Origin of the sequence: Edaphovirga cremea, assembly GCF_003332275.1 — a bacterium.
GTDB classification, from domain to species: Bacteria; Pseudomonadota; Gammaproteobacteria; order Enterobacterales; family Enterobacteriaceae; genus Edaphovirga; species Edaphovirga cremea.
Genome location: NZ_QOVA01000005.1, coordinates 63,166 through 85,486 on the forward strand (window position 1 = coordinate 63,166; position 22,321 = coordinate 85,486).

Annotated in this window: 22 protein-coding genes, 1 tRNA gene, 1 pseudogene and 1 CRISPR repeat array (1 of these 25 cut by a window edge); of the genes and pseudogenes, 7 read left to right on the plus strand and 17 right to left on the minus strand. The window is 52.1% G+C overall.

Annotation, left to right across the window (positions count from 1 at the left end):
* Window positions 1-4: 4 nt before the first annotated feature.
* Both aroC and prmB read right to left on the minus strand, forming a co-directional pair.
* Window positions 5-1,090, minus strand: a complete 1,086-nt coding sequence (aroC, locus tag DRI82_RS08905) for a chorismate synthase (RefSeq protein ID WP_114193156.1) — start codon at window positions 1,088-1,090, stop codon at window positions 5-7.
* A 30-nt stretch (window positions 1,091-1,120) separates the two neighbouring features.
* Window positions 1,121-2,053, minus strand: a complete 933-nt coding sequence (gene prmB, locus DRI82_RS08910; protein ID WP_114193389.1) for a 50S ribosomal protein L3 N(5)-glutamine methyltransferase — start codon at window positions 2,051-2,053, stop codon at window positions 1,121-1,123.
* 199 nt (window positions 2,054-2,252) lie between these two features.
* Here prmB and smrB point away from each other — a divergent pair, with 199 nt between their 5' ends.
* Window positions 2,253-2,786 carry an endonuclease SmrB gene (smrB, locus tag DRI82_RS08915; protein WP_114193157.1) on the plus strand — a complete coding sequence of 178 codons (534 nt, stop codon included), beginning with the start codon at window positions 2,253-2,255 and terminating at the stop codon, window positions 2,784-2,786.
* Between the two features lie 109 nt (window positions 2,787-2,895).
* Here smrB and sixA read toward each other — a convergent pair whose 3' ends face one another.
* The 4 genes from sixA to DRI82_RS08935 all read right to left on the minus strand — a co-directional run bounded on the left by sixA (window position 2,896) and on the right by DRI82_RS08935 (window position 7,860).
* Window positions 2,896-3,417, minus strand: a complete 522-nt coding sequence (gene sixA / locus DRI82_RS08920) for a phosphohistidine phosphatase SixA (protein ID WP_114193158.1) — start codon at window positions 3,415-3,417, stop codon at window positions 2,896-2,898.
* A 416-nt stretch (window positions 3,418-3,833) separates the two neighbouring features.
* Window positions 3,834-6,017, minus strand: coding sequence for a fatty acid oxidation complex subunit alpha FadJ (fadJ, locus tag DRI82_RS08925; RefSeq protein ID WP_114193159.1), 2,184 nt, complete (start codon window positions 6,015-6,017; stop codon window positions 3,834-3,836).
* Window positions 6,014-7,327 carry an acetyl-CoA C-acyltransferase FadI gene (gene fadI / locus DRI82_RS08930; RefSeq protein WP_114193160.1) on the minus strand — a complete coding sequence of 438 codons (1,314 nt, stop codon included), beginning with the start codon at window positions 7,325-7,327 and terminating at the stop codon, window positions 6,014-6,016. Before fadI ends, fadJ begins: the two co-directional genes overlap by 4 nt.
* Window positions 7,328-7,563: 236 nt before the next feature.
* Window positions 7,564-7,860 carry a YfcZ/YiiS family protein gene (locus DRI82_RS08935; RefSeq protein WP_114193161.1) on the minus strand — a complete coding sequence of 99 codons (297 nt, stop codon included), beginning with the start codon at window positions 7,858-7,860 and terminating at the stop codon, window positions 7,564-7,566.
* 403 nt (window positions 7,861-8,263) lie between these two features.
* Here DRI82_RS08935 and fadL point away from each other — a divergent pair, with 403 nt between their 5' ends.
* The 3 genes and pseudogenes from fadL to DRI82_RS24720 all read left to right on the plus strand — a co-directional run.
* Window positions 8,264-9,541 (plus strand): long-chain fatty acid transporter FadL, encoded by a 1,278-nt coding sequence (gene fadL, locus DRI82_RS08940; protein WP_114193162.1) that lies wholly within the window; start codon window positions 8,264-8,266, stop codon window positions 9,539-9,541.
* Window positions 9,542-9,770: 229 nt separating this feature from the next.
* Window positions 9,771-10,277 (plus strand): cupin domain-containing protein, encoded by a 507-nt coding sequence (locus DRI82_RS08945; RefSeq protein WP_114193163.1) that lies wholly within the window; start codon window positions 9,771-9,773, stop codon window positions 10,275-10,277.
* A gap of 180 nt (window positions 10,278-10,457) precedes the next feature.
* Window positions 10,458-10,637, plus strand: a pseudogene (locus DRI82_RS24720) (hypothetical protein); the annotation flags it as partial.
* Here the strand turns inward: DRI82_RS24720 and mlaA are convergent.
* From mlaA to ccmA, 10 genes are all read right to left on the minus strand, one after another.
* A complete protein-coding gene (gene mlaA / locus DRI82_RS08955) occupies window positions 10,626-11,387 on the minus strand; it encodes a phospholipid-binding lipoprotein MlaA (protein WP_114193165.1) in 762 nt (253 codons plus the stop codon). The pseudogene DRI82_RS24720 and the gene mlaA overlap by 12 nt on opposite strands.
* 148 nt (window positions 11,388-11,535) lie before the next feature.
* Window positions 11,536-12,822: a c-type cytochrome biogenesis protein CcmI gene (gene ccmI / locus DRI82_RS08960; protein ID WP_114193390.1), complete on the minus strand. Its 1,287-nt coding sequence runs from the start codon at window positions 12,820-12,822 to the stop codon at window positions 11,536-11,538.
* The gene (locus DRI82_RS08965; protein ID WP_114193166.1) at window positions 12,822-13,283 is read right to left on the minus strand and encodes a cytochrome c-type biogenesis protein; all 462 of its coding nucleotides are present in this window, start codon (window positions 13,281-13,283) and stop codon (window positions 12,822-12,824) included. Before DRI82_RS08965 ends, ccmI begins: the two co-directional genes overlap by 1 nt.
* The gene (locus DRI82_RS08970) at window positions 13,280-13,834 is read right to left on the minus strand and encodes a DsbE family thiol:disulfide interchange protein (protein WP_114193167.1); all 555 of its coding nucleotides are present in this window, start codon (window positions 13,832-13,834) and stop codon (window positions 13,280-13,282) included. The genes DRI82_RS08965 and DRI82_RS08970 overlap by 4 nt, the downstream gene beginning before the upstream one ends.
* Window positions 13,831-15,798 carry a heme lyase CcmF/NrfE family subunit gene (locus DRI82_RS08975; RefSeq protein ID WP_114193168.1) on the minus strand — a complete coding sequence of 656 codons (1,968 nt, stop codon included), beginning with the start codon at window positions 15,796-15,798 and terminating at the stop codon, window positions 13,831-13,833. The genes DRI82_RS08970 and DRI82_RS08975 overlap by 4 nt, the downstream gene beginning before the upstream one ends.
* On the minus strand, window positions 15,795-16,289 hold the full coding sequence (gene ccmE / locus DRI82_RS08980; protein WP_114193169.1) for a cytochrome c maturation protein CcmE: 495 nt from the start codon (window positions 16,287-16,289) through the stop codon (window positions 15,795-15,797). Before ccmE ends, DRI82_RS08975 begins: the two co-directional genes overlap by 4 nt.
* Complete coding sequence (ccmD, locus tag DRI82_RS08985) at window positions 16,286-16,561, minus strand: heme exporter protein CcmD (RefSeq protein WP_114193170.1); 276 nt, start codon at window positions 16,559-16,561, stop codon at window positions 16,286-16,288. The genes ccmE and ccmD overlap by 4 nt, the downstream gene beginning before the upstream one ends.
* Complete coding sequence (locus tag DRI82_RS08990) at window positions 16,561-17,295, minus strand: heme ABC transporter permease (RefSeq protein ID WP_114193171.1); 735 nt, start codon at window positions 17,293-17,295, stop codon at window positions 16,561-16,563. The genes ccmD and DRI82_RS08990 overlap by 1 nt, the downstream gene beginning before the upstream one ends.
* 56 nt (window positions 17,296-17,351) lie before the next feature.
* Entirely contained in the window at window positions 17,352-18,011 is a 660-nt protein-coding gene (gene ccmB / locus DRI82_RS08995) for a heme exporter protein CcmB (protein ID WP_114193172.1), read from the minus strand.
* Entirely contained in the window at window positions 18,011-18,637 is a 627-nt protein-coding gene (ccmA, locus tag DRI82_RS09000) for a cytochrome c biogenesis heme-transporting ATPase CcmA (RefSeq protein WP_114193173.1), read from the minus strand. Before ccmA ends, ccmB begins: the two co-directional genes overlap by 1 nt.
* A 259-nt stretch (window positions 18,638-18,896) precedes the next feature.
* Here ccmA and DRI82_RS09005 point away from each other — a divergent pair, with 259 nt between their 5' ends.
* Window positions 18,897-19,832, plus strand: coding sequence for a formate/nitrite transporter family protein (locus DRI82_RS09005; RefSeq protein WP_114193174.1), 936 nt, complete (start codon window positions 18,897-18,899; stop codon window positions 19,830-19,832).
* Window positions 19,833-19,922: 90 nt separating this feature from the next.
* Window positions 19,923-19,997: transfer RNA gene (locus DRI82_RS09010), tRNA-Arg, on the plus strand.
* Between the two features lie 101 nt (window positions 19,998-20,098).
* On the opposite strand, the gene DRI82_RS09015 is transcribed toward DRI82_RS09010, so the two are convergent.
* Complete coding sequence (locus tag DRI82_RS09015) at window positions 20,099-20,407, minus strand: hypothetical protein (RefSeq protein ID WP_157968034.1); 309 nt, start codon at window positions 20,405-20,407, stop codon at window positions 20,099-20,101.
* 345 nt (window positions 20,408-20,752) lie between these two features.
* On the opposite strand from DRI82_RS09015, the gene DRI82_RS09020 reads away from it, so the two are divergent.
* On the plus strand, window positions 20,753-21,388 hold the full coding sequence (locus DRI82_RS09020; RefSeq protein WP_114193176.1) for a TetR/AcrR family transcriptional regulator: 636 nt from the start codon (window positions 20,753-20,755) through the stop codon (window positions 21,386-21,388).
* A gap of 53 nt (window positions 21,389-21,441) precedes the next feature.
* A CRISPR array of direct repeats spans window positions 21,442-22,321; the repeat unit is 29 nt; unit sequence CGGTTTATCCCCGCTGGCGCGGGGAACAC (it continues 3,297 nt past the right edge of the window).

Here is a 22,321-nt window from a genome sequence, read left to right on the forward strand (position 1 = left end):
GGGCTTACCAGCGCGGAACCTCTGAAACGACATCGCCACACTGCGCACGCTGGCGCAGCAGATGATCCATCAAGACTATGGCCATCATGGCTTCCGCAATCGGTACCGCCCGGATACCCACGCAAGGATCGTGGCGGCCACGGGTCACCATCTCAACCTGCTCACCTTCACGATTAATCGTGCGGCCTGGAACCATAATGCTGGAAGTCGGTTTCATTGCCACATGCGCGATCACCGGCTGACCACTGCTGATCCCGCCGAGAATGCCACCGGCATGATTGCTCTGGAAACCTTGCGGGGTAATTTCGTCACGATTTTCGCTGCCACGCAACGTCACAACGCCAAAACCGTCACCGATCTCGACGCCTTTGACCGCATTGATGCTCATCAGCGCATGTGCCAGATCGGCATCGAGACGATCGAAGACCGGTTCACCCAATCCCGCCGGGACGTTATCGGCAATGACCGTCACTTTCGCGCCAATGGAATCCCCGGCTTTTTTCAGTTCGCGCATCAGCGCATCCAGTTCCTCCAGTTTATCGGGGTCTGGACAGAAAAACGGGTTCTGCTCGACGTGATCCCAATCCTTCAGTTCGCAACTGATGTCACCCATCTGCGCCAGATAACCGCGCACTTTTACACCGAATTTGAGTTGCAGGTATTTCTTGGCAATCGCACCCGCGGCAACGCGCATGGCAGTTTCACGCGCCGAAGAACGGCCTCCACCACGATAATCACGCACACCGAATTTCTGCTCGTAGGTGTAATCGGCATGACCGGGACGGAAGACATCTTTAATCGCGCTGTAGTCCTGCGAACGCTGATCGGTATTTTCAATCAACAGACCGATGCTGGTGCCCGTCGTGACACCTTCAAAGACGCCAGACAGGATTTTTACCTGATCGGCTTCCCGACGCTGCGTGGTATAACGCGACGTACCGGGACGACGACGATCCAGATCGACCTGCAAATCGGCTTCAGTGATCGGAATTCCCGGCGGAACACCGTCGATAATACATCCCAGCGCCACTCCGTGAGACTCACCGAAGGTGGTAACGCGGAAAAACTGCCCAATGCTGTTGCCTGCCATTACGGCTCCTTACCGTTATACTTTACGTTCTCAGTCGATATAGATGCTGAAATGCTCATGGCATTGCAACAATTGCTGTTTGGTCAGCATGAAGACCCCGTCACCACCGTTTTCAAACTCCAGCCAGGTGAACGGAATATCCGGATATTGTTCCATCAGATGTACCATGCTGTTACCGACTTCACAAATCAACACGCCGCGATCGCTGAGATAGTCCGGCGCACAGGCCAGTATGCGACGCGCCAGTTTCAGCCCATCGCTGCCTGCCGCCAAACCCAGCTCCGGTTCGAAACGGAACTCCTGCGGCAAATCAGACATATCTTCTTCATCGACATACGGAGGATTGGTGACGATCAGATCGTATTGCAGCTTTGGCAATTCGCGGAACAGATCGGAACGGATGGGCGTAACCTGATTCTCTACACCATGCTCCTGGATATTGCGCTCGGCGACGGCCAGTACGTCACTGGAGATATCGACGGCGTCCACTTCCGCATCCGGGAAAGCGTAACCGCAGGCGATGGCGATACAGCCACTGCCGGTGCACATATCGAGAATATGCGTGGGATTTTCGGCGATCAGCCCGCTGAAACGGTTGTCGATCAGTTCACCAATCGGCGAACGTGGAACCAGAACCCGTTCATCAACATAGAACTCCAAACCGCAGAACCAGGCTTTATTGGTCAGGTAGGCAACCGGAATACGCTCATTCACGCGACGGATAACGCGCTCAACAATGCGGTGACGCTCGCTGGAAGTCAGACGCGCAGTGCGCATATCTTCAGGGATATCCATCGGCAAAAAGACGCTCGGCAGTACCAGTTGCACCGCTTCGTCCCAGGCATTATCGGTTCCGTGACCATAAAAAACATTGGCGGCATTAAAACGGCTGACGGCCCAACGCAGCATATCTTGAATGGTATGCAGTTCGCTCACTGCTTCGTCGACGAAAATTTTGTCTATTTTACTTTCCAACTGGCACGCTCTTCACAGGGGAATTTACCGCATAGTTTGCCATGAAGATGACCACAAAGCAGTAGCTAACCGCACAGTTGGTAATAAGCGCGATATTGCGGGTTATACACCCTAAAAGGACATTTGTTTAGACAGCAAATACTGAACAGGTAAACTGTGAACATGAATCATCTGTGACGAATGAAGAATGAAGAACCGACATCCGCTGAGTAAAGAGGAATTGCAGCTTTTTCGCGAATCGATTGCTGGCACAAAAAAGTTGAAAAATGACACCGTCAGGCATCCTGTGATGCATAAGAGGGTGAAAAAAGAGATCGCGCCAAAGCGGCTTTTACAGGAACAGGTGGATGCCAGTTACTATTTTTCAGACGAATTCCAGCCCCTGCTGGAGACGGAGGGGCCAACCCGTTATGTCCGTCCTGATATCAATCACTTTGAAGCCAAGAAACTGCGCCGGGGCGATTACACACCGGATCTGTTTTTAGATTTGCATGGATTGACGCAACTGGAAGCCAAACAGGAATTGGGGGCGCTGGTCGCGGCCTGCCGTCGGGAACACGTTCACTGCGCCTGCGTGATGCATGGCCACGGCAAGCATGTCCTCAAGCAGCAAACACCACTATGGCTGGCGCAACACCCCGACGTTCAGGCTTTTCATCAGGCGCCCAAAGAGTTTGGCGGTAGCGCCGCGCTGCTGGTTTTGATTGATCTGGACGAGTAGTTGATCTGGACGAATAGTTGATCTGGATGAACAGTTGATGTGAAAGAAAAGAGGCAAGGCGTTCAGTGGCAGGCGGAGGTACAGAAATCGGTACCTCCTGCAGAGCCTGTCAGACGACTTTAGCCATAATCTTGGTAGGGCTGATCTGCCATTCATACTTACCTTGACCACTTTCAGCATCAAGCTCCACGCTGGCGATGGCTGAGGTGGCAAACATTGGCGCACATTCCCCCGGACAGAGATCGGCAACCAGATAGCCAACCAGCGGTAAATGCGAGACCACAAGTGCAGCGGAGGTTCCCTCTTTCGCCAGCGCCTGCAAGTAGGCAGCGACCAGTGCAGTATCCCCGCCCGGTGTCAGTTCCGGCAAAATATCTTCTTCATCTGGCAACGTCAGCGCGCCGCGCACGGTTTGCAGCGTCTGTTCAGCGCGCAGGTAAGGACTCACCAATACGCGATCAATATCCTTTACATGATAGATATCCGGTACGCCACCTATACCCACCGACTTGGCATTCAGCCATATCGCCATTTGCAGGGACTCATCACGGCCACACTGGGTCAGTGGCCTCAGCGAATCACTTGCTGCTTCGAGAGCCGCATCACCATGACGCATAATCAAAACTTGCATATTGCACCGCTTTTGTTGACAAAATAACACCATACAGAAACGCGTCGCGTGCTGTATCACCGATTTCCTGATGGGGAGCATCAGGTCACTCAATAATGATAACGCGCCGTCTCTTCATGGCGGCCGGGCATTTTGCCTGAAAGTTCAGGTAAAGGAAACGCTGTTTTTTACATCACACTTGTGATCCAGCGAACTATTCTGTTCACTTATTAACCTAATCAAGACGTTATTTAGACTTTAAGCCATAACTTAAGTTTTGTAAAAAAAGCGCATTGTCCTTAATAACGTCAGAGGTACGTTACATCCGCCCTCTCACCCTGTATAGCCCCCACCAACAAGATGATCACAGGCGGTGATCGTGATCACAGAACATTCCGCCAGCCACTGCGCTTTTTCACAAATCAATCAGCAAGTTGTCACTCCTTGTCAACAATCGGTGGATAAAAAAGTTCCTGTTGTTCTGCCATCTGCTGCAATCTTTCACAAGGTGCAAAACGTTCACCATATTGCTGCTGCAGAAGACTCAATTGCGCTACGGCCTGCGTTGCGCCAAGTCTGTCGAGGTAGCGGAATGGCCCGCCGAGGAATGGTGGGAAACCAATGCCAAATACAGCACCGATATCGCCGTCCCGTGGGCTGCGAATCACCCCTTCATCAAGGCAACGTACCGCTTCATTCAGCATCATCATCACACAACGTTCTGCCACGGCGCTGCTTTTCAGTGTCGTATTGGGGATAACGCCCAGCAGCGTATAAACGCTGGTATCAACCTTTTTCTGCTTGTCGTTTTTACCGGTGGCAGCATAAAGATAGAACCCGCGACCATTCTTGCGCCCTTTACGTCCATCTTTCAGCAATGCGTCAAACGCGTCGGGAGAGGCAAAACGTGGCCCCAGCTCCTTGACCAGAATCGGCATGATTTTGGTACCAATATCAATCCCTACTTCATCCAGCAGCGTGATCGGTCCCACCGGGAAACCGAACTCCACCAGCGCTTTGTCGATATGCTCAATCGGTTCGCCTTCGAGCAGGCAACGCGCGGCCTCATTCATATAAGGTGCCAGGATCCGGTTGACGTAGAAACCGGCCTTGTCCGCGACAACTATCGCTGTTTTGCCCTGTTTTTGCGCCAAGGCAACGGTTGTAGAAATCGTTTCAGCACTGGTTCCTGCATGAGGAATCACTTCAACCAGCGGCATTTTGTCAACCGGGCTGAAATAGTGGAGTCCAATCACCTGTTCCGGTCGCTGGGCTTTTTCCGCAATCTGACCGATAGGCAATGATGAAGTATTGGAAGCAAAAATTGTCTGCGGCGAGGCGTATTGCTCCACTTCGGCAACCATTTTCTGTTTCAGCGCAAGATCTTCAAACACCGCTTCAATGACCAAATCGACCCGTTCAAACCCGCTGTAGTCGGTGGTTCCACTGATCAACATCATCTGGCGACCACGCTCTGTTGCGCTCAGACGCTTGCGACGGACTCTTTTGTCCAGCGTATCCCAGCTGTATTTCAGCGCATGGCTGATGCCTTGATGATTGATATCTTTAATCCGCACTGGCAATCCGGCGCGCGTGGCGGTTACACAGGCGATCCCGCCGCCCATCAGACCACCACCCAGTATGCCTACGCGGGCGATATCCCGTGGCTTGGCGGACGCACCACGCTCTTTTTTCAACGCCGTTGAGGCGAAAAACAGACTGCGTAACGCCGCCGACTGTGGCGTCATCGCCAATTCACCAAAGGCCAGCGCTTCCGCCTCGTAGCCGCTGGCGCTGCCTTCATCCAGCCCTTTGCGCACAACATCAATGATTTTCTCGGCAGCAGGATAATTGCCGTGCGTTTTTTCCAGCGTCTTTTTACGCACAATGCTGAATAGAAGCGCTTTACCGAGCGGACCATTCAACAATCGCTCCTGCCAGGGTAAACGCGGTTTGGCGCGCCATCCCTTCTGAACGCGAGCAACTGCGGTGTCGAGCAAAATAGAGAGCGGCACCGCCTCATCCACCAGCCCCATTTTCAGCGCCTGACGCGCACGGATCTGCTTGCCCGTCAGTATCATGTCCAATGCTTTGCTGGCACCGATCAGACGGGGTAAACGCTGTGTCCCGCCTGATCCCGGCAGCAGTCCCAATTGGACTTCCGGCAGACCGAGCACCGTTTTATCGCTCAGCGAGCAAACACGGTGATGGCAGGCCAGCGCCAGTTCCAATCCACCGCCGAGACAGGCCCCGTGGATTGCGGCAACGATAGGGACAGAAAATCCGGACAGGGAAGCCAGGGTGGTTTGCCCCTGCCGCGCCAGCGCCGTAGCCTGCTTTGCACTGCGGCAATTGGCAATCATGCTGATATCGGCACCGGCAATAAAAGAGTCAGGCTTGCCCGAAATAATAATCAGCCCAAGCAAGCCGGGTAAACGCTGCGCCTGCTGCAATACCTGACCGATCTGCTCGGCAAACTCGGCCTTGAGGGTATTGACCTTTTCATCAGGCACATCAATGGTAATCACGCCGATATTGTCAGGGCGCAGGGTCAACTGAAAAACGGAAGGTACAGCGGTTTCCGCGCCCGCTTGCGGTTGCAGTGCGTTATTCATGCTCATTCTGCCACCTCCAGAATCATCGCCGCGCCTAATCCACCTGCTGCGCAAGCGGTGGTTAAGCCGTAACGCCCTCCCCGACGACGCAATTCGTGCAAGGTTTGGGTAATCATCCGGGCGCCGGTCGCCGCAAAGGGGTGGCCGTAGGCAATTGAACCGCCAAGCACGTTGAATTTCTCGCTGTCTACCTCACCGATTGCCTGGCTGCGACCCAATTTTTGTTGGGCAAACTCCGCACTGGCAAACATTTTCAGGTTGGCGAGCGTCTGGGCTGCGAAGGCTTCGTGCATATCAATCAAATCGAGATCGTTCAGCGTCAGCCCTGCACGGTCCAGCGCCAGCGGCGTCGAATACGCCGGGCCAAGCAGCATGTCTTCCCAGACGTCAATCGCCGCAAAGGCAAAACTGCGCAGATAGCCAAGCGGTTTCAGCCCCAGTTCGGCTGCCCGCGACTCGCTCATCATCAATACTGCGGCTGCGCCGTCGGTCAGCGGGGTGCTGTTGGCCGCGGTCACCGTGCCGTATTTACGGCCAAACGCCGGGCGCAATTTGGCATAGTGATCCAAACGTGAATCCAGCCGAACGTTGTTATCCTGTGATAACTCAGTGCGATACGGTGGAATATGCGTCGTCATCACCTCATGCTGCAAATAACCCTTTTGCCACGCCGCCGCCGCCAGCGTATGTGAACGGTGAGCAAGCTCATCCTGTTGCTGACGGGTAATCCCATGGCTTTTCGCCATCTGTTCGGCAGTATCCCCCATGCGCAGCCCGGTCGAGTATTCCGCGACGGCAGGTGGCACAGGCATGAGATCGCGCAGCTTGAGCTTACTGAATAATTTCAGTCGCTGAGACAATGTGCGGGCTTTATTGACGTCAACCAGCGTGCGGGCCAGCGCCTTGCTTACGCCAATTGGCAGTACGGAAGAGGAGTCGGCTCCGCCAGCAATGCCCACAGACACCGAGCCAGCGATAATGCTTTCCGCCACATTCGCTACCGCCTGAAAACTGGTGGCGCAGGCGCGTGAAACGCTGTAGGCGTCGGTATGCACACTCATTCCGGTACCGAGCACAATTTCCCGCGCAATATTGGGCGCTTCTGGCATTTGTACCACTTGGCCGAAGACCAGCTGATCGATAACTTTTGGATCAATGGCGCTGCGGGCCAGTAATTCACTGACGACCATTTTTCCTAGCTCTACCGCGGGAATACCATGATAAGCCGTTGCCTGTTTGGCAAAAGGCGTGCGCAATCCATCGACAATCGCTATACGATCGCCCTGTCGCGTCACCAACGGTAATGCCTTACTCATAAACGCTCCTGAAGAATCCACGCCTGGATAATAAATAATAGGCAAATTAACAGGTCAGACCTGATAAGGATATTGTTAACCAAATATTTACATTTAGCCAATCAGCGAAACAGAAAAGTGAGAGCGGGAGCAAGTTTTAAGACAGGAGGAGTTGTTAACAGATAGTAAACAGCCGCCAGACCAGCAGCAACATAATTTGAAACAGTCTGGCGGTGAAAAAGAAGGGGGTCAATCGATTAACGCAGGCCCAACTGGAAAATCAGCGTTTCGGCTTCACAGGCAAAAGTGAAGTCGATAGTCAGTTCAACGCCACCTTCAACGGTTTCAATACGATGCGCAATTTCGCAAGGATCGGATTCGACAGCGCGTGCTTTCTCAGTCAGCGCGGCTAATGTTGCTTCCGCTTCAGCCTGGCTGGAAAACATCCTGCTGTAAGAGGCGGTGCAGTCGGTATTATCCATGATGGTACCAACATCTACACAGCAGCAGGCGGCTGTTTCTTCAGCGCTACATTTGTTAATTGCGTGAGTCATTTATATCTCTCCTAAATAGTTCCAAAAGCCAGTTGAGCTGCCAATGATGATCTGGCTCAAATTTTGGGATTTCCACGCTCATTTTACTCCTGACAGCGACACAGGACTAGCACTTACTCTTTTCAGGTCTTTTAAGTGACTCATATCACACTTAAAAATAAGCAATACCGAGTAAAAGGTGAAAAGTTCGATCGCATTTAGCTCTTTTTTGTTAAGGAGATCTAATTTCTTGAATCATTTTGGATATATTTAATAAACAATCTTGCAACATTCATACAGGTCAGACCTATACTTCGCTCACTGGTCTGCTTTGTCTGAAAGTCAACGGACCCTACAATCCGCGCTCCTTGTTACGCGTTGTAACATTGTTTAAAAGATAAACACATATAATGAGGTTTTGGTCATGAACCAGAAAAACCTGTTTACCAAGTCAGCTCTGGCAGCTGCAGTGGCAATTGTCTCGTCAAACGTTTATGCAGCCGGCTTTCAATTAAACGAATATTCCGTGTCAGGCTTAGGTCGCTCTTTCTCTGGTGAAGGTGCCGTCGCAGACAACGCAACTGTCGGGAGTCGTAACCCGGCAGCCATGACCATGTTCGATCGTCCTTCCTTTTCGGGCGGAGTGGCGTATATCGATCCCGACGTTAACATTACCGGGAACTCGCCAATAACCGGCAACAGCACCAGTGCCAACAATATCGCGCCTTCCGAGTGGATCCCCAATCTGCATTTCATTATGCCACTTAACGATCAGTGGGCACTTGGTACCTCGGTGACCACCAACTTCGGTCTGGCAACTGATTTCAATGACAGCTATGCCGCAGGCCCCCTCGGCGGTAAAACAGAACTCACTACCGGTAACTTCAACCTGAGCGCCGCGTATCGCCTGAACCAACACTTCAGTTTCGGTCTGGGTTTTGACGCCGTCTACGCCAAGGCCAAAATTGAACGTTACGCCGGTGAGTTGGGCCCGATTAGCTCTGGCGGCCTGATCTCCTCCAACACCATGATTCACCACCTGGATGGAGACGAATGGGGTTACGGCTGGAACGCCGGTATTCTGTATGAAGTCGATGAGAACAACCGTTTCGGCTTCACTTACCGTTCCAAAGTGGATATCGATTTTAAAGGGGATTATAGAAACGATGTTCCTCTCGCGTTAGGCGGTACCGGTGGCAACACCATTCCAGGTTCACTGACCCTGAATCTGCCTGAAATGTGGGAAGTGTCTGCTTTCCACAAAGTGGCACCGAAGTGGGCTGTTCACTACAGCATGGCGTACACCAGTTGGAGCCAGTTCCAGGAGCTGAAAGCCACTGGCAACAATGGTCAGACGCTGTTCGAAAAACATGAAGGCTTTAAAGACGCATACCGCATTGCATTGGGTACCACCTATTATTATGACGATAATTGGACCTTCCGTACCGGTATTGCCTTCGATGACAGCCCGGTTCCGCAAAACAACCGTACCATCTCCATCCCGGATCAGGATCGTTTCTGGCTGAGCGTAGGCACTACCTACGCCTTCAACCGCGATGCCTCTGTCGATGTGGGTATCTCCTATATGCACGGGCAATCAGTGCATATCAGCGAGCAGGTACGGCCTGGCTTACCTAACTATGAGTTTGAATCCGAAGGCACGGCTATGCTGTACGGCGTGAACTTCAACTATAACTTCTGATAAGCCAGGTTAATTCCTGACGTAGCAAGAAGCATGCATTATTGTAATGCCCCCACATAATGAACTTATGTGGGGGCATTTTTATTGGACTCTTGGGTAAGGATATCGACCAGTCCACTATTGCCATTATTTCCCGTAGACAAACCCGAACCTGTAGGAATATATTTCATCTGGTGTCATAAGGGGGTTTTCAATTTAGAATTGAGATGTCATTAAATGGAATTATTCAATGAATAAAGACCAACTAATCGAGGATTTATCTCTTGTCAGGCATGAGGAAGGCGGATTTTATAAAGAGTGTTTTAGAAGTGACCACAAAATAAAAACCGAAAGAAAAAGTAATTCAGGAACCCGAGCACTGGCAACCTGTATCTTTTATATGTTGACTGACGATTATCCAATTGGTTACTTTCACAAGAATCAATCGCCTATATTACACTTCTTTCATGCCGGGGGACCTTTAATATATCGGTTTATCCACCCGGATGGACGGACAGAAAAACATATATTAGGCCCGGATATCGATAAAGGGCACAAGCTTCAGCTTGTCGGGCCTGGGAATTGCTGGAAATCGACTGAACTCATACAGGGAGAGTCCTTCGGTTTGATCAGTGAGGTGGTTTTTCCTGGCTGGGAACAGGATGACTGGGCAATGGCCACGCAGGAAGAGCTGTACTCAGCACTTCCGCAGCATAGGATATGGATAGAAAAGTATGGTTATAAAAATCAAGTCTAATAAAAAACATCCAAAATAATGTGGATAGCGTAGTTCGCAAATTCAAAACTTAACGCGCAAATTCAAAATTAAAACTTCAGAGATTTAAATAGCCATGTATAAAGTAAAAGACACCCACCTTAGCGAAGCTGGCGATTTGAAACTGGGTATGGCGGAGTTGGAAATTCCTGCGCTAACACGCATCTGTTTGTCACCACGACGGGGAGTATTCACGTTATCGCCCATGAGCATTTTCCAAAGATGCGCAATAATGTCGTGCTCTGCAATATGGGTAATTTTAATAATGAGATCGATGTCGAGTTGATGTATAGAAACCTTTTGGCTTTCTATACATCAACGTCGATGCGATCATTTCGCTGAATCTATCTCATCCAAATCGCCCTCAATCGCAGCGGCATTCGGATTTGCCTGTGGTGAGAGACGTCCGCCGCTCGCCAGGAAGTCATGACGCTGGAAATACGCTTCGCGAACCATCAGATAAGGGTCGGAAGAGTTGCGCAAAATTCCATCGGAATCCAGCAACTGCGCACGGGTTTCGATTCCTTCTACTACCCATTTCCCGGCAGACATCCAGAATGTCAGATAACTTAGAGGCGGATACAGTTTATCAACCCACTCGCCGCCATCCTCACGCAAGGTGAAATTGCCGTAACCCGGTAAAACCACATAGGGGCCGTAACCGACGTTGTAGTACCCCAGGGTACTGCCGAAACGGTGCGGAGCCTGGCGCGCCAATTTCGGATTCGCCATACCTGCAACGTCGATTAATCCGCCCATCCCCAACAGGGAGTTAAGGAAGAAGCGGTTGAAGTGAATCATTGCCTGATAGGGTTTACCTTCCAGGAAGTTATTCACCATACTGGCTGGCTCGGCGAGGTTGCCAAAAAAGTTGCTCATCCCATTTCGCGCAGGCATCGGCAGATAGTCACGCCAGACAACCGCCACCGGACGCACCAGATAGGGATCCAGCACGTCATAGTTGAACGAGAACATCACTCGGTTAAATCCTTCGAACGGATCTGAACGACCCTGTTCAGGATCATGGGGCGTACTCGCACATCCGACAAGCAATACCGATGCAAACGCCAGCCCAGTCAGGCGGTGGTTCATATTATTCTCCCTGTTTATACTCACAGTTCCGTCATGATGGCTCATTTTCAGTCAGTCGATATGATACACAGGCAAGAGCGAAGTGCGCATTATAATGCTCACCTCGCGGACTCCCTTAAATCAAACTACCCTGCATGGCATGACGCCTTTATGGAACCTGTTGATTAATTTCTACGCGAATATGTCCGTTGCCTGGAAAGTCCTGCACCGCACTGTCACCGTACCAATCACCCGATTGTGGATTGGCCAAACCATCCCGTGAAATGCGCGCTCTGACTTTGACCTGATGCATTGAAGAAAGCAACCTCTCAGGCATCATAGCATCCGTGTCATCTATAGATAATGACAGAGGAAAACGGCTAATGGGTAAATTTTTTACCGCCACCGGCACAGGATGAGTTCCATCCGAGACGGAAATAACCAGTGTTCCCTGTGGCGGGAGGTGCTTGCTGGCTTCGGCAGATAACGTGGCCTCAACGCCCAGTTTTACCTGATCCTGCCCGGACCTGGCCTTCGCTTGTTCAATACTGCGCTGCAAAACTTCGGCGCGCTTATCGCCTTCTGGCAGCATTTTCAGCATCACTTCCCAGGCACCGATCGCCTGCTGATACTGCCCCTGCTCAAAAGCATTAAATGCTAACAGGCTCAGTACGCGCATATCGCTATGATCCTGCCCAAGCAGGGTTCGCAGCATCTCGCCGCCCTGACGGTTATCCTGCGGATCGGCTGAACGGGTCAATACTTCTGCATAACCCAGTTTGGCCTCTTTATTATCCGGTGCCAACGCATAGGCGCGGGCAAACGCCTGATTAGCGGTCGCGGCATTATTCAACGCCATTCCCACGCGCCCCAGCATCATCCAGTCATTCACATTGGCGGGATCATCCAGCAAAGATGTCCGCAGGCCCAAACCAAACCGCGCGACATCTTCCATCGTCAGCGGCTGCGCGTCACCATTGGCAATGCGGGATCGCAATTGCGGCATTTCGGCGACGGTTTTCTGCCAGTTGCTGACCTGCGTCAGACCGCCCGTTTGCAGATAGAACCCCAGCGAAACCACCACCAGCACTGCGACGCCAGGCAGTAGCGACCAGCGATTGATGCAGGTACTTCCGGGTTGCTCCCGAGCGGGCTCTTCGCTATTTACATTTTCAATAAAGGGCTCTTCGCTATTTATATTCTCACTAAAGGGCTCTTCATTATAAGGAATATCACTCAGCAGGTTTTCCTGTAGCTCTTTAATCAGTTCAGGACGATCGGCAATCACCCCCTGCTGTTCATCCTGCTCCAGCTCATCCAGTCGATCGCGGTAGAACGCTTTATTCAGGGCATCACGGGTAGTCAATTGATCTGTCGATTCACGACGCATCGCTGGCACCACCAGCAGCGCGCCGCCGATAACCAGCAGCACAAGAATAATCAGCCAAAAAGTTATCATGAATTTTTCCTGTCGGTATCTTTCAACAGTTGTGCCAGCCGATCCTGTTCCTGTGGTGAAAGCGTCTGCGTCACGGTGGCTCGGCGACGTGCGCGCATGATCACCACGATTGCGCCCAGCAGAGCAAACAGAGCCGGACCAACCCACAGAATCAGGGTCGCGGCAGTGACCGGAGGCTCATACGTCACAAAGTTACCGTAGCGCGCAACCATATAGTCGATAATCTGCTGTCGGCTTTGGCCCTGCTGTTGCAGTTGATAGACCTTGGTGCGCATATCCGCCGCGATGATTGAGTTCGAGTCAGCGATGCTGTTGTTCTGGCATTTGGGGCAGCGGAGTTGTTCAGTCAACTCGCGGTATTGCTGCTCCTGTTCCACCGAACTGAATTGATAAGTATCAATCGCGGCCAATAAATTCCAGCTCAGTAACATGCCAGCCAGTACGATCATCAGCCTCATGCGCCACCGCCCTGATATTTTTGATAGAGCGGCAGAATGTCCTTATTCCAGACATCGTCGTTGAGATCGCCCGCGTGGCGATAACGAATAATGCCATTACCATCAATGAGGAACGTCTCTGGCGCACCGTAAACGCCAAGATCCAGCCCCAGCATCCCGTCGCCATCATAGAGACTCAGGGCGTAAGGATTCCCCAACGTATTCAACCAGCTCACGGCTTTTGCGCGATCGTCTTTGTAATTCAGCCCCACCACGCGAACCCCCTTCGCCGCCAGCGTATTCAGGTAGGCGTGCTCGGCACGGCATGTCGGGCACCAGGTCGCCCAGACATTCAGCAGGATCGGTTTACCATCACGCAAAATTCCCTGATCGTAGGTTTTACCGGGTTCCGCCAGCGATTCGAGTTTGAACTCAGGTACCGGCTTGCCCACCAGCGCCGACTCCAACAACGTGGGATCATCACCATTGGCATTGCGGTGCAATTGCACCATGAAGGCCGCCACCAGCAGCAGGAACAGCACCAGTGGAACATAGAGAAGTTTCGGGTTCATGCTTCGTCCACCTTGCCCTGACGTTTGAGTTTTTTGTTCATCCGATAGCGAGGATCAAGAATACAGAAGATCCCGCCAATCGCCATCAACGCACCGCCGTACCAGATCCAGCGGACAAAGGGTTTGTAATAGAGGCGAACCGCCCATGATCCATCATCCAGCTCTTCACCCAGCGCGGCATAAAGATCGCGGGTCATCCCGCCGTCAATCGCGGCCTCGGTCATCATGCTGCGCGCTATGCTGTAATAGCGTTTCTCGGCGTGCAGCGTGGCTTCCGGTTTGCCGTTGCGGGTGACGTCGATAATCCCCACGCCCCCGGTGTAGTTCGGTCCGGTAATGTCGTGGACATCGCGGAAAACAAAGTGGTAGTTATGGATGTCGATGCTGTCACCGGATTTCATGCGCACATCGCGTTCCACACTGTAATTCTGGCTGAACGCAATCCCGATGACCGTTACCGCCACACCCAGATGCCCCAGCACCATGCCCCAATGGCTGCGGGAGAGATGAGTCAAACCACGCCAAAAGCTGTGGCAGTGGGTAGCGCGTTCATGGAGTTCCATCAGCGTCAGGATAATGACCCAAATCGACATGATCAGACCAACGACAGTCATGCCAGCAATGGTGTCCTGCATAATCCATGGCAGCAAAACCGACAGCGCCAGCGTGACGACCATTGCCAACACCAAACGCTTCCACAAGCCTTTCGCCTCATCGCGACGCCAGCGGATCAGCGGACCGATGCCCATCAACAACGCCATCGGTGCCATCAGCCAGGTAAACATCGTATTGAAGAACGGTTCGCCAACAGAGATACTGCCAAGACCTAATTGCTTATGAATCAATGGCAACAGCGTCCCCAACAGCACCACCAGCATGGCGGCAATCAGCAGAACGTTATTACCCAGCAAAAAGGTTTCCCGCGAGAACACTTCATGGCGGCTCTGGCTGCGAACCTGAGAACCTTTCACCGCGTAGAGCAGCAGCGATCCACCAATAACAATCACCAGATAGGCCAGAATAAACATACCGCGCGCCGGATCGGACGCAAAAGAGTGCACCGACACCAATACCCCGGAACGTACCAGGAAAGTCCCGAGCAGGCAGAGTGAAAATGCCGTTATCGCCAGCAGGACCGTCCAGGCTTTGAACGTACCGCGTTTTTCAGTCACGGCCAGCGAGTGAATCAGCGCGGTTCCTGCCAACCATGGCATGAAGGAAGCATTCTCTACCGGATCCCAGAACCACCAGCCGCCCCAGCCCAACTCGTAATAAGCCCAGGCCGATCCCAGCACGATACCAATGGTCAGAAATACCCACGCAGCCTGAGTCCACGGGCGTGACCAGCGCGCCCAGGCGGTATCAAGCCTGCCGGCCATCAGCGAAGCGATGGCAAACGCAAAGGCCACCGAGAAACCGACGTAACCCATATAGAGCAACGGTGGATGGAAAATCAGGCCGATATCCTGCAACAGGGGATTAAGATCATTACCATCGATCGGGAAATCCGGCAGGGTACGAGTAAACGGATTGGACGTCATGATGATAAACAGCAGGAATCCGGCGGTGATCATTCCCATTACCGACAACACCCTGGCCACGGCGTCTTGCGGCATCCGCCGACTCAGCAGCGCCACAGCCAACGTCCAGCCACTGAGCAATAACACCCATAGCAGCAACGATCCTTCATGCGCGCCCCAGGTTGCCGCGATGCGATAATAGACCGGCAGATGGCTGTTTGAGTTGGTCGCGACGTAGGACACGGTAAAATCGTTGGCAATGAATGCGTAGACCAGACACAGGAAAGAGAGCGCGATTGCGGCAAACATACCGTATGACAAGGGTCGCGCCGTCGCCATCATGCGGTAATCCTGGCGGGCAGCTCCCCATTGCGGATAAAAACTGAGCAACAGCGATAAACCCAGCGCCAGACACAGCAGAAAACTTCCGATCTCTGGAATCATGACTTGCTGGCCTCGCCGTCGTTATCTTTATAGGCCGAGGCTGGCCCCTGATGATTCACTTTCATGGCATCTTCTACTTCGGGTGGGACATATTTTTCGTCGTGTTTTGCCAGCACTTCCCGCGCATTGACCACGTTGCCTTCGCCCAATACGCCTTGGGCCACCACCCCCTGCCCTTCACGGAACAGATCCGGCAAAATACCTTCATAGGTGACAGAAATGGCACCGCGCGCATCATAAACTTTGAAATTGACCAGCAATGTTTTGTCGTCACGCTTCACCGAACCCGGCATGACCATGCCACCAATACGCAACCGCTGCCCCACTTCGGGCTTCTCATGATTCTCACCCTTGCCCAGCAAAATCTCGCTGGGGGTATAGAACAGGTCGATGTTGGAACGCAACGCATACAACACCAGGGTGCAGGTCAGGACAACGCCGATAAGCACCACAATCGCCAGATAAAGGCGACTTTTACGACGTGGATTCACAATGATTTCTCCTGCGACTTTTCGGGTAGCGCAGTTAACGTTACGTCTGGTGTGCTGCCGACGGCGTCAGGCCGATCCTTTTTTGACTGGCGGATACGTGCTTCACGGGCCCGATCACGACGGATATCATTCAGTAATTGCCGACGGCTCCGCAGCGTGTGCCACAAAAGTCCCAGCAAGGGAACCAGCGTGCAGGCCACCGCTAGCCAGACGTAAAAAGCGTAGCCGCCCATGGCGAAGAAGGCTTGCCAATCTGGAAATGCACTGTTCATCAGCTACGCCCTTTGTTGATGAGGGCGGCTACCCACGGGCGCTGGCGCTCCTGACGCAGGATCAGATTACGCAAGCGCATCAGCGTTAGGGTCATAAAGAAAAAGAGGTAACCGAAAATCGCCCAGCGCAGCGGGTAACGCATGCTGGGATCGATACTTTGTTGCATGTTGGTCGAACCCTGATGCAGGGTGTTCCACCACTGAACCGAGTAGTGAATGATAGGAATATTCACGACGCCCACGAGAACCAGAATCCCCGCAGCCCGTCCTGCCAGACGACGATCCTCAAACGCGTTATACAGCGCGATGACGCCAAGGTAGAGAAACAGCAGTACCAGCTCGGACGTTAGCCGCGCATCCCACACCCACCACGCACCCCACATGGGTTTGCCCCACGCCGAGCCCGTCGCCAGCGCGATAAAGGTAAATACCGCACCCACGGGTGCCATCGCCGTCACCACCAGATCCGACATTTTCATCTGCCAGACCAGTCCAATAAATGCGGCTATCGCCATAGAGGCGTAAATACCCATCGACCACATGGCGGCAGGTACATGAATGTACATAATCCGATAGCTGTTGCCTTGCTGGTAATCCGCCGGGGCGAAACCGAAGCCCCATACCCAGCCAATCATCAGGCAGACCGCACCAGAAACTCCTAACCACGGAACAAAGCGACCGCAAAGTTGATAGAGCCGTTCAGGCTTGGCGAGTTGATGTAACCATTTCCACATTGTTGTCATTGCTCATTTTAGAAATTTGCTGAATCGTCAACCATCAGCCGCTCAGATTAATGAATACTCACTCTCAACGCCGCCGCTGTCGCGAAAGGTGCGAGCGTTGCGCTACCAGCAAGCATCGCACCAAGGATAGCCAGATATCCGTCAATCGGCATACCCATTGATGCGGCATCTATAGCGCCACTGGAAAAAATCAGCACGGGAATATAAAGCGGCAGCACCAGCAGACTCAGCAAAACACCCCCTTTACGTAATCCGACGGTCAATGCGACACCAATTGCGCCGATAAAGCTCAGCGTTGGCGTACCGAGCAACAGCGTCAGCGCTACCGCTTTCCATGTCGCAAAATCCAGTGACAGCAACAGCGCCAGCAATGGCGAGAGCAGCAATAACGGCAGACCCGTCACTACCCAGTGAGCACACACTTTTCCCAACACCGTTAGCGTCAGCGGCGAGGGCAGAAGCAGTAACTGCTCCAGCGAGCCGTCAAGGAAGTCATCCCGAAACAGGCGCTCCAGCGACAAGAGAGAAGCCAATAATGCCGCGACCCACACAATGCCGGGCGCGATGCGGGCCAACAGTTGCGGTTCAGGGCCGATCCCCAAGGGAAACAAGGTAATAACGATCAGAAAAAACCACAGGGGATTAATAATCTCCGCGCCTTTCCTGAATGCTATCTGTAATTCTCGCCGCAACACTTTGGCAAACATCAACGATTCTCCACGCCGGAAAGGTGAATTTTCCGCACAGGCCGACTTGTACCGGGCAGATCCTGGTGAGTCGTCAACAGCACCATTCCGCCTTGCTCCGCATGCTGCTCAAACAGCGACATCAGTTCACCGACGCCCTGTTTATCGATAGCGGTCAAGGGTTCATCAAGAATCCATAAAGGCGCTGAACTCAGCCATAAACGTGCCAGAGCGACGCGTCGCTGCTGACCGGCAGACAGTTGGGCAACGGGAACATCCTCATAACCCACCAGCCCTACCCGCTCAAGCGCAGACCAGAGCGCCTGCGGATCAGAGTTAGCACTCACTGATTGATAGAAAGCTAAATTCTCGAATGGAGTCAGTACAGATTTGATCCCAGGCTGATGGCCTAGAAACAGGAGATATTGATGATACCGATCGCGGTTGCGACGCGTGTTGCGCCCCTGCCAATGCACCTCACCTTTATCCGGCTGTGCCAAACCCGCAAGAATTCGCAACAAACTGGTTTTGCCGGCACCATTCTGACCCGCCACCTGAACAATTTCACCGGGCGAGAGAATAAAGCTCAGATTGTTGAAGAGCGAACGCTCATCGCGGACACAACTCAGGTTAATGGCTTCGAGCATGCAACACTCATTTTTATTCTTGATGGAGTTGGATAATACCATAATCAGCAACACGCTCGTAGCCTGCGCCGCCGACTTTCCCTTGCAGTATCCCGCACAAGATCAACAGAATGCATAAAAATTATGCAGGGTTAGAATTTTGTTACTTTTTTCATTATTTCCAGTCACCGTTTCCCTGAGTTCAATGTCGTTCCCAGAAAACCTTCTATGCTAAATCATAAACAATCTATGCCTATGATTTACCCCAAGGAGATGTTGCATGAGCGAGAGACAGGAGAAACCGGCCACCAGCCATCAGCAAAAAGAGAAGAAAGCTGGCGTTGCAGTGGACAGTGAGGAAAGCGATCAGGGAACCGAGATCGAGGTTGATGAAGATAATCTCCCCTCGCGTGCGGCGGCGGTACACGAAACCATCCGCATGGACGGTGAAAAGGAGTTGGAACGCGGTGGGGCTGCCCTGCTGTGGTCGGCTATCGCCGCGGGATTATCCATCGGGGCATCGCTGATGGCCAAAGGGATATTTCATGCCCGACTGCCTGACACACCCATGAGTTTTTTCATTGAAAACATCGGTTATACCTTTGGATTTATTATCGTCATTATGGCGCGTCAGCAGTTGTTTACCGAGAATACTGTCACTGCCGTTCTGCCAATTATGCATAAACCGACGGGAAAAAATTTCGGCCTGTTGTTCCGTTTATGGGGCATTGTGCTGCTGGGGAATATTATTGGCACTGCCTGCGCTGCGCTGGCCTTCATCTACATGCCGATTTTTGACCAAGAGACCCGCGACGCATTTATCTCGATTGGGCAGGACATCATGGAAAATACCCCGCCCGAAATGTTTGCCAACGGCATTATTTCTGGTTGGATCATTGCCACCATGGTGTGGATGTTCCCAGCAGCGGGAGCAGCCAAGATCTGGGTAATCGTTATCATGACTTACCTGGTGGCTATCGGCGATCTGACACACATCGTGGTGGGTTCAGTGGAGATTCTGTATCTGGTGTTCGCGGGTACCATTCCCTGGTATGAATTTATCTATCCCTTCGCCCTGCCTACGCTTGTCGGTAACATCATTGGCGGCACATTTATCTTCGCGCTGATCAGCCATGCGCAGATCCGTAATGATATGAGCCAAAAAGCGAAATTCGAGAGCAGAAAAGCGCTCAAGAAAAAGGCTTCTGAGCAGTAAATGACCAAACAGTTAGCTAAGCGCTTATTCTCAGAGTAAAAACAGGTATAATGCCCCCGCTCAGCGACCACCATCACGTCGCTGAGCGTTGTCCTCATAGTTAAACGGATATAACAAGCCCCTCCTAAGGGCTAGTTGCAGGTTCGATTCCTGCTGGGGACACCATCAATGATGCGAACTGACGTTACCCTTGCGAACCAGAGCCATACACATCGCGGTCAAACTTACCCATTCTCTTCTCCACGTAAAGCGTAACGATAGCTGACTTATTCGCTATCCCAGCTCGCGCGATGTCTCTTGCACTCATCAATTGCAGTGGAGATGCATTTTCCTGGGCGGAAATCAGTATATATTTGGGTTTGGAACCCCTGCAGTGACGCACCGAGGTGATCGAGGGTGACGTCTGCAATCTTGGACCAGACAGCCAACTCGCTATTACCCTGATTTATTGTTACCTGAACATACACGGCAGCAACAGTCACTTCCTCTTCACCGTTCGACAGCAGTTCATACCTGAGGAAATTACCAGAGCCGTTATCCAAATAAATGGTTTTTACAACTTCAAAATAAGCCATGCCAAACTCCCTTTGCTCGCCCCACTGAAGGGCGGGTGACTGTTTATTAACTGGCCTTATCATTACTGATTCAATGGTTATTTCAAGTGATTTTTCATTGAAAACCCTAAGTAGCTCAAGGGGACTCTCTTCAATACTGTCGCCGTTTTATTACAGCACGACATTTTCGTACCAAACGGAACATTTTTAAGCACAATATATGCAAATTTATCCGAATTTTCAAAAAAACAAGAAGAAATGACCAAAGAAACGTCAAAATGCAGTAGAGGGAATTTGTGTTGGTGTGGCGAGGCGGTTATCCTTAGAACTCAAATTAGCCTCATGACTTTATAAGTATCACCTGCCATGCCAACAGTCGCCAAACGAAAAAATGATCCCGAAGGTCTGAAGAAAAGAATTCTTTCCGGTGCGCTGGCTATTTTTGCCGAGTTTGGCCTTCAGGGCGCGCGGCTGGAGCAGATTGCTAAAGAGGCTGAAACGACCAAGCGGATGGTGGTTTATCATTTCAGCAACAAAGAACAGTTGTATATCACCACGCTTGAAATGGTGTACCAGCAGATCCGCAAGCATGAGCTGGGCCTGGATCTCTCGGCATTGACGCCTTCCGAGGCGATGATCACGCTGGTTGAAGAGAGTTTTGACTATCACCTTTCCCACACCGATTTTATGCGTTTGGTATGCAGTGAAAACCTGATGCACGGGCGCTATATCCAGCAGTCTGACGAAATTAAAAACACCAATCGCATGGCATTGCGGGTATTGGAAGATATTCTGGCAAGAGGCAAAACCAGCGGCGATTTCTACCCCGATCTGAGTGCTGTGGACGTTCATCGGTTAATCAGCAGTATCTGCGTGCATCAGGTTTCCAGCCGATATACGTTTGATGCCCTGTTCAACTCGGAGCAATCAGAAGAAACCAGTATTGCCCGAAACCGACAAATGGCCGTGACCGCCACCCTTCGCTATATTACGCAACCCTAGTCCGGTGAATTACCTCCTCAGGACTGACTTGTACTTGAATAAAACAAAACATTCGGTTTATCCCCGCTGGCGCGGGGAACACATTTTCACAAAGTCGGGACTCGTGACGATGTACGGTTTATCCCCGCTGGCGCGGGGAACACCCCCACATGTAACGGCAATGCAAGAATATTGTCGGTTTATCCCCGCTGGCGCGGGGAACACTTATCGAGTGACGACGTGAAGCGTTTGCGGTTCGGTTTATCCCCGCTGGCGCGGGGAACACTGTCCCTGTCATCATCAAAGCGGGGGTTGATGCGGTTTATCCCCGCTGCCGCGGGGAACACCATACATATCGCCGTCAAACTCAACCAATTCACGGTTTATCCCCGCTGCCGCGGGGAACACAAGTTTGTGCATCATCCCAGCCGCAACGCTGGCGGTTTATCCCCGCTGCCGCGGGGAACACACAGGATGTTTACTGTTGGAGATGAATTGTGGCGGTTTATCCCCGCTGCCGCGGGGAACACGCGGTAAAATGGCGGTTAACATTTTGACGTCATCGGTTTATCCCCGCTGCCGCGGGGAACACTATTTGATATTTTACCGGATAGTAAAGGTAGGCGGTTTATCCCCGCTGGCGCGGGGAACACGTAGATGACCTCGTAAAGAAATATTGGCATCCCGGTTTATCCCCGCTGGCGCGGGGAACCCCCCCCAACGAAGCAATCACAATTTTTGTCTCGGTTTATCCCCGCTGGCGCGGGGAACACAGGCGGATAATGCACGCGTGTTTGACTTTACACGGTTTATCCCCGCTGGCGCGGGGAACACCGGCGCAATGCGTAAAATCAGCGCTTAAAACTCGGTTTATCCCCGCTGGCGCGGGGAACACTGCTTAACGCGACGCGCGTTTTCTGCTGCCGCCGGTTTATCCCCGCTGGCGCGGGGAAC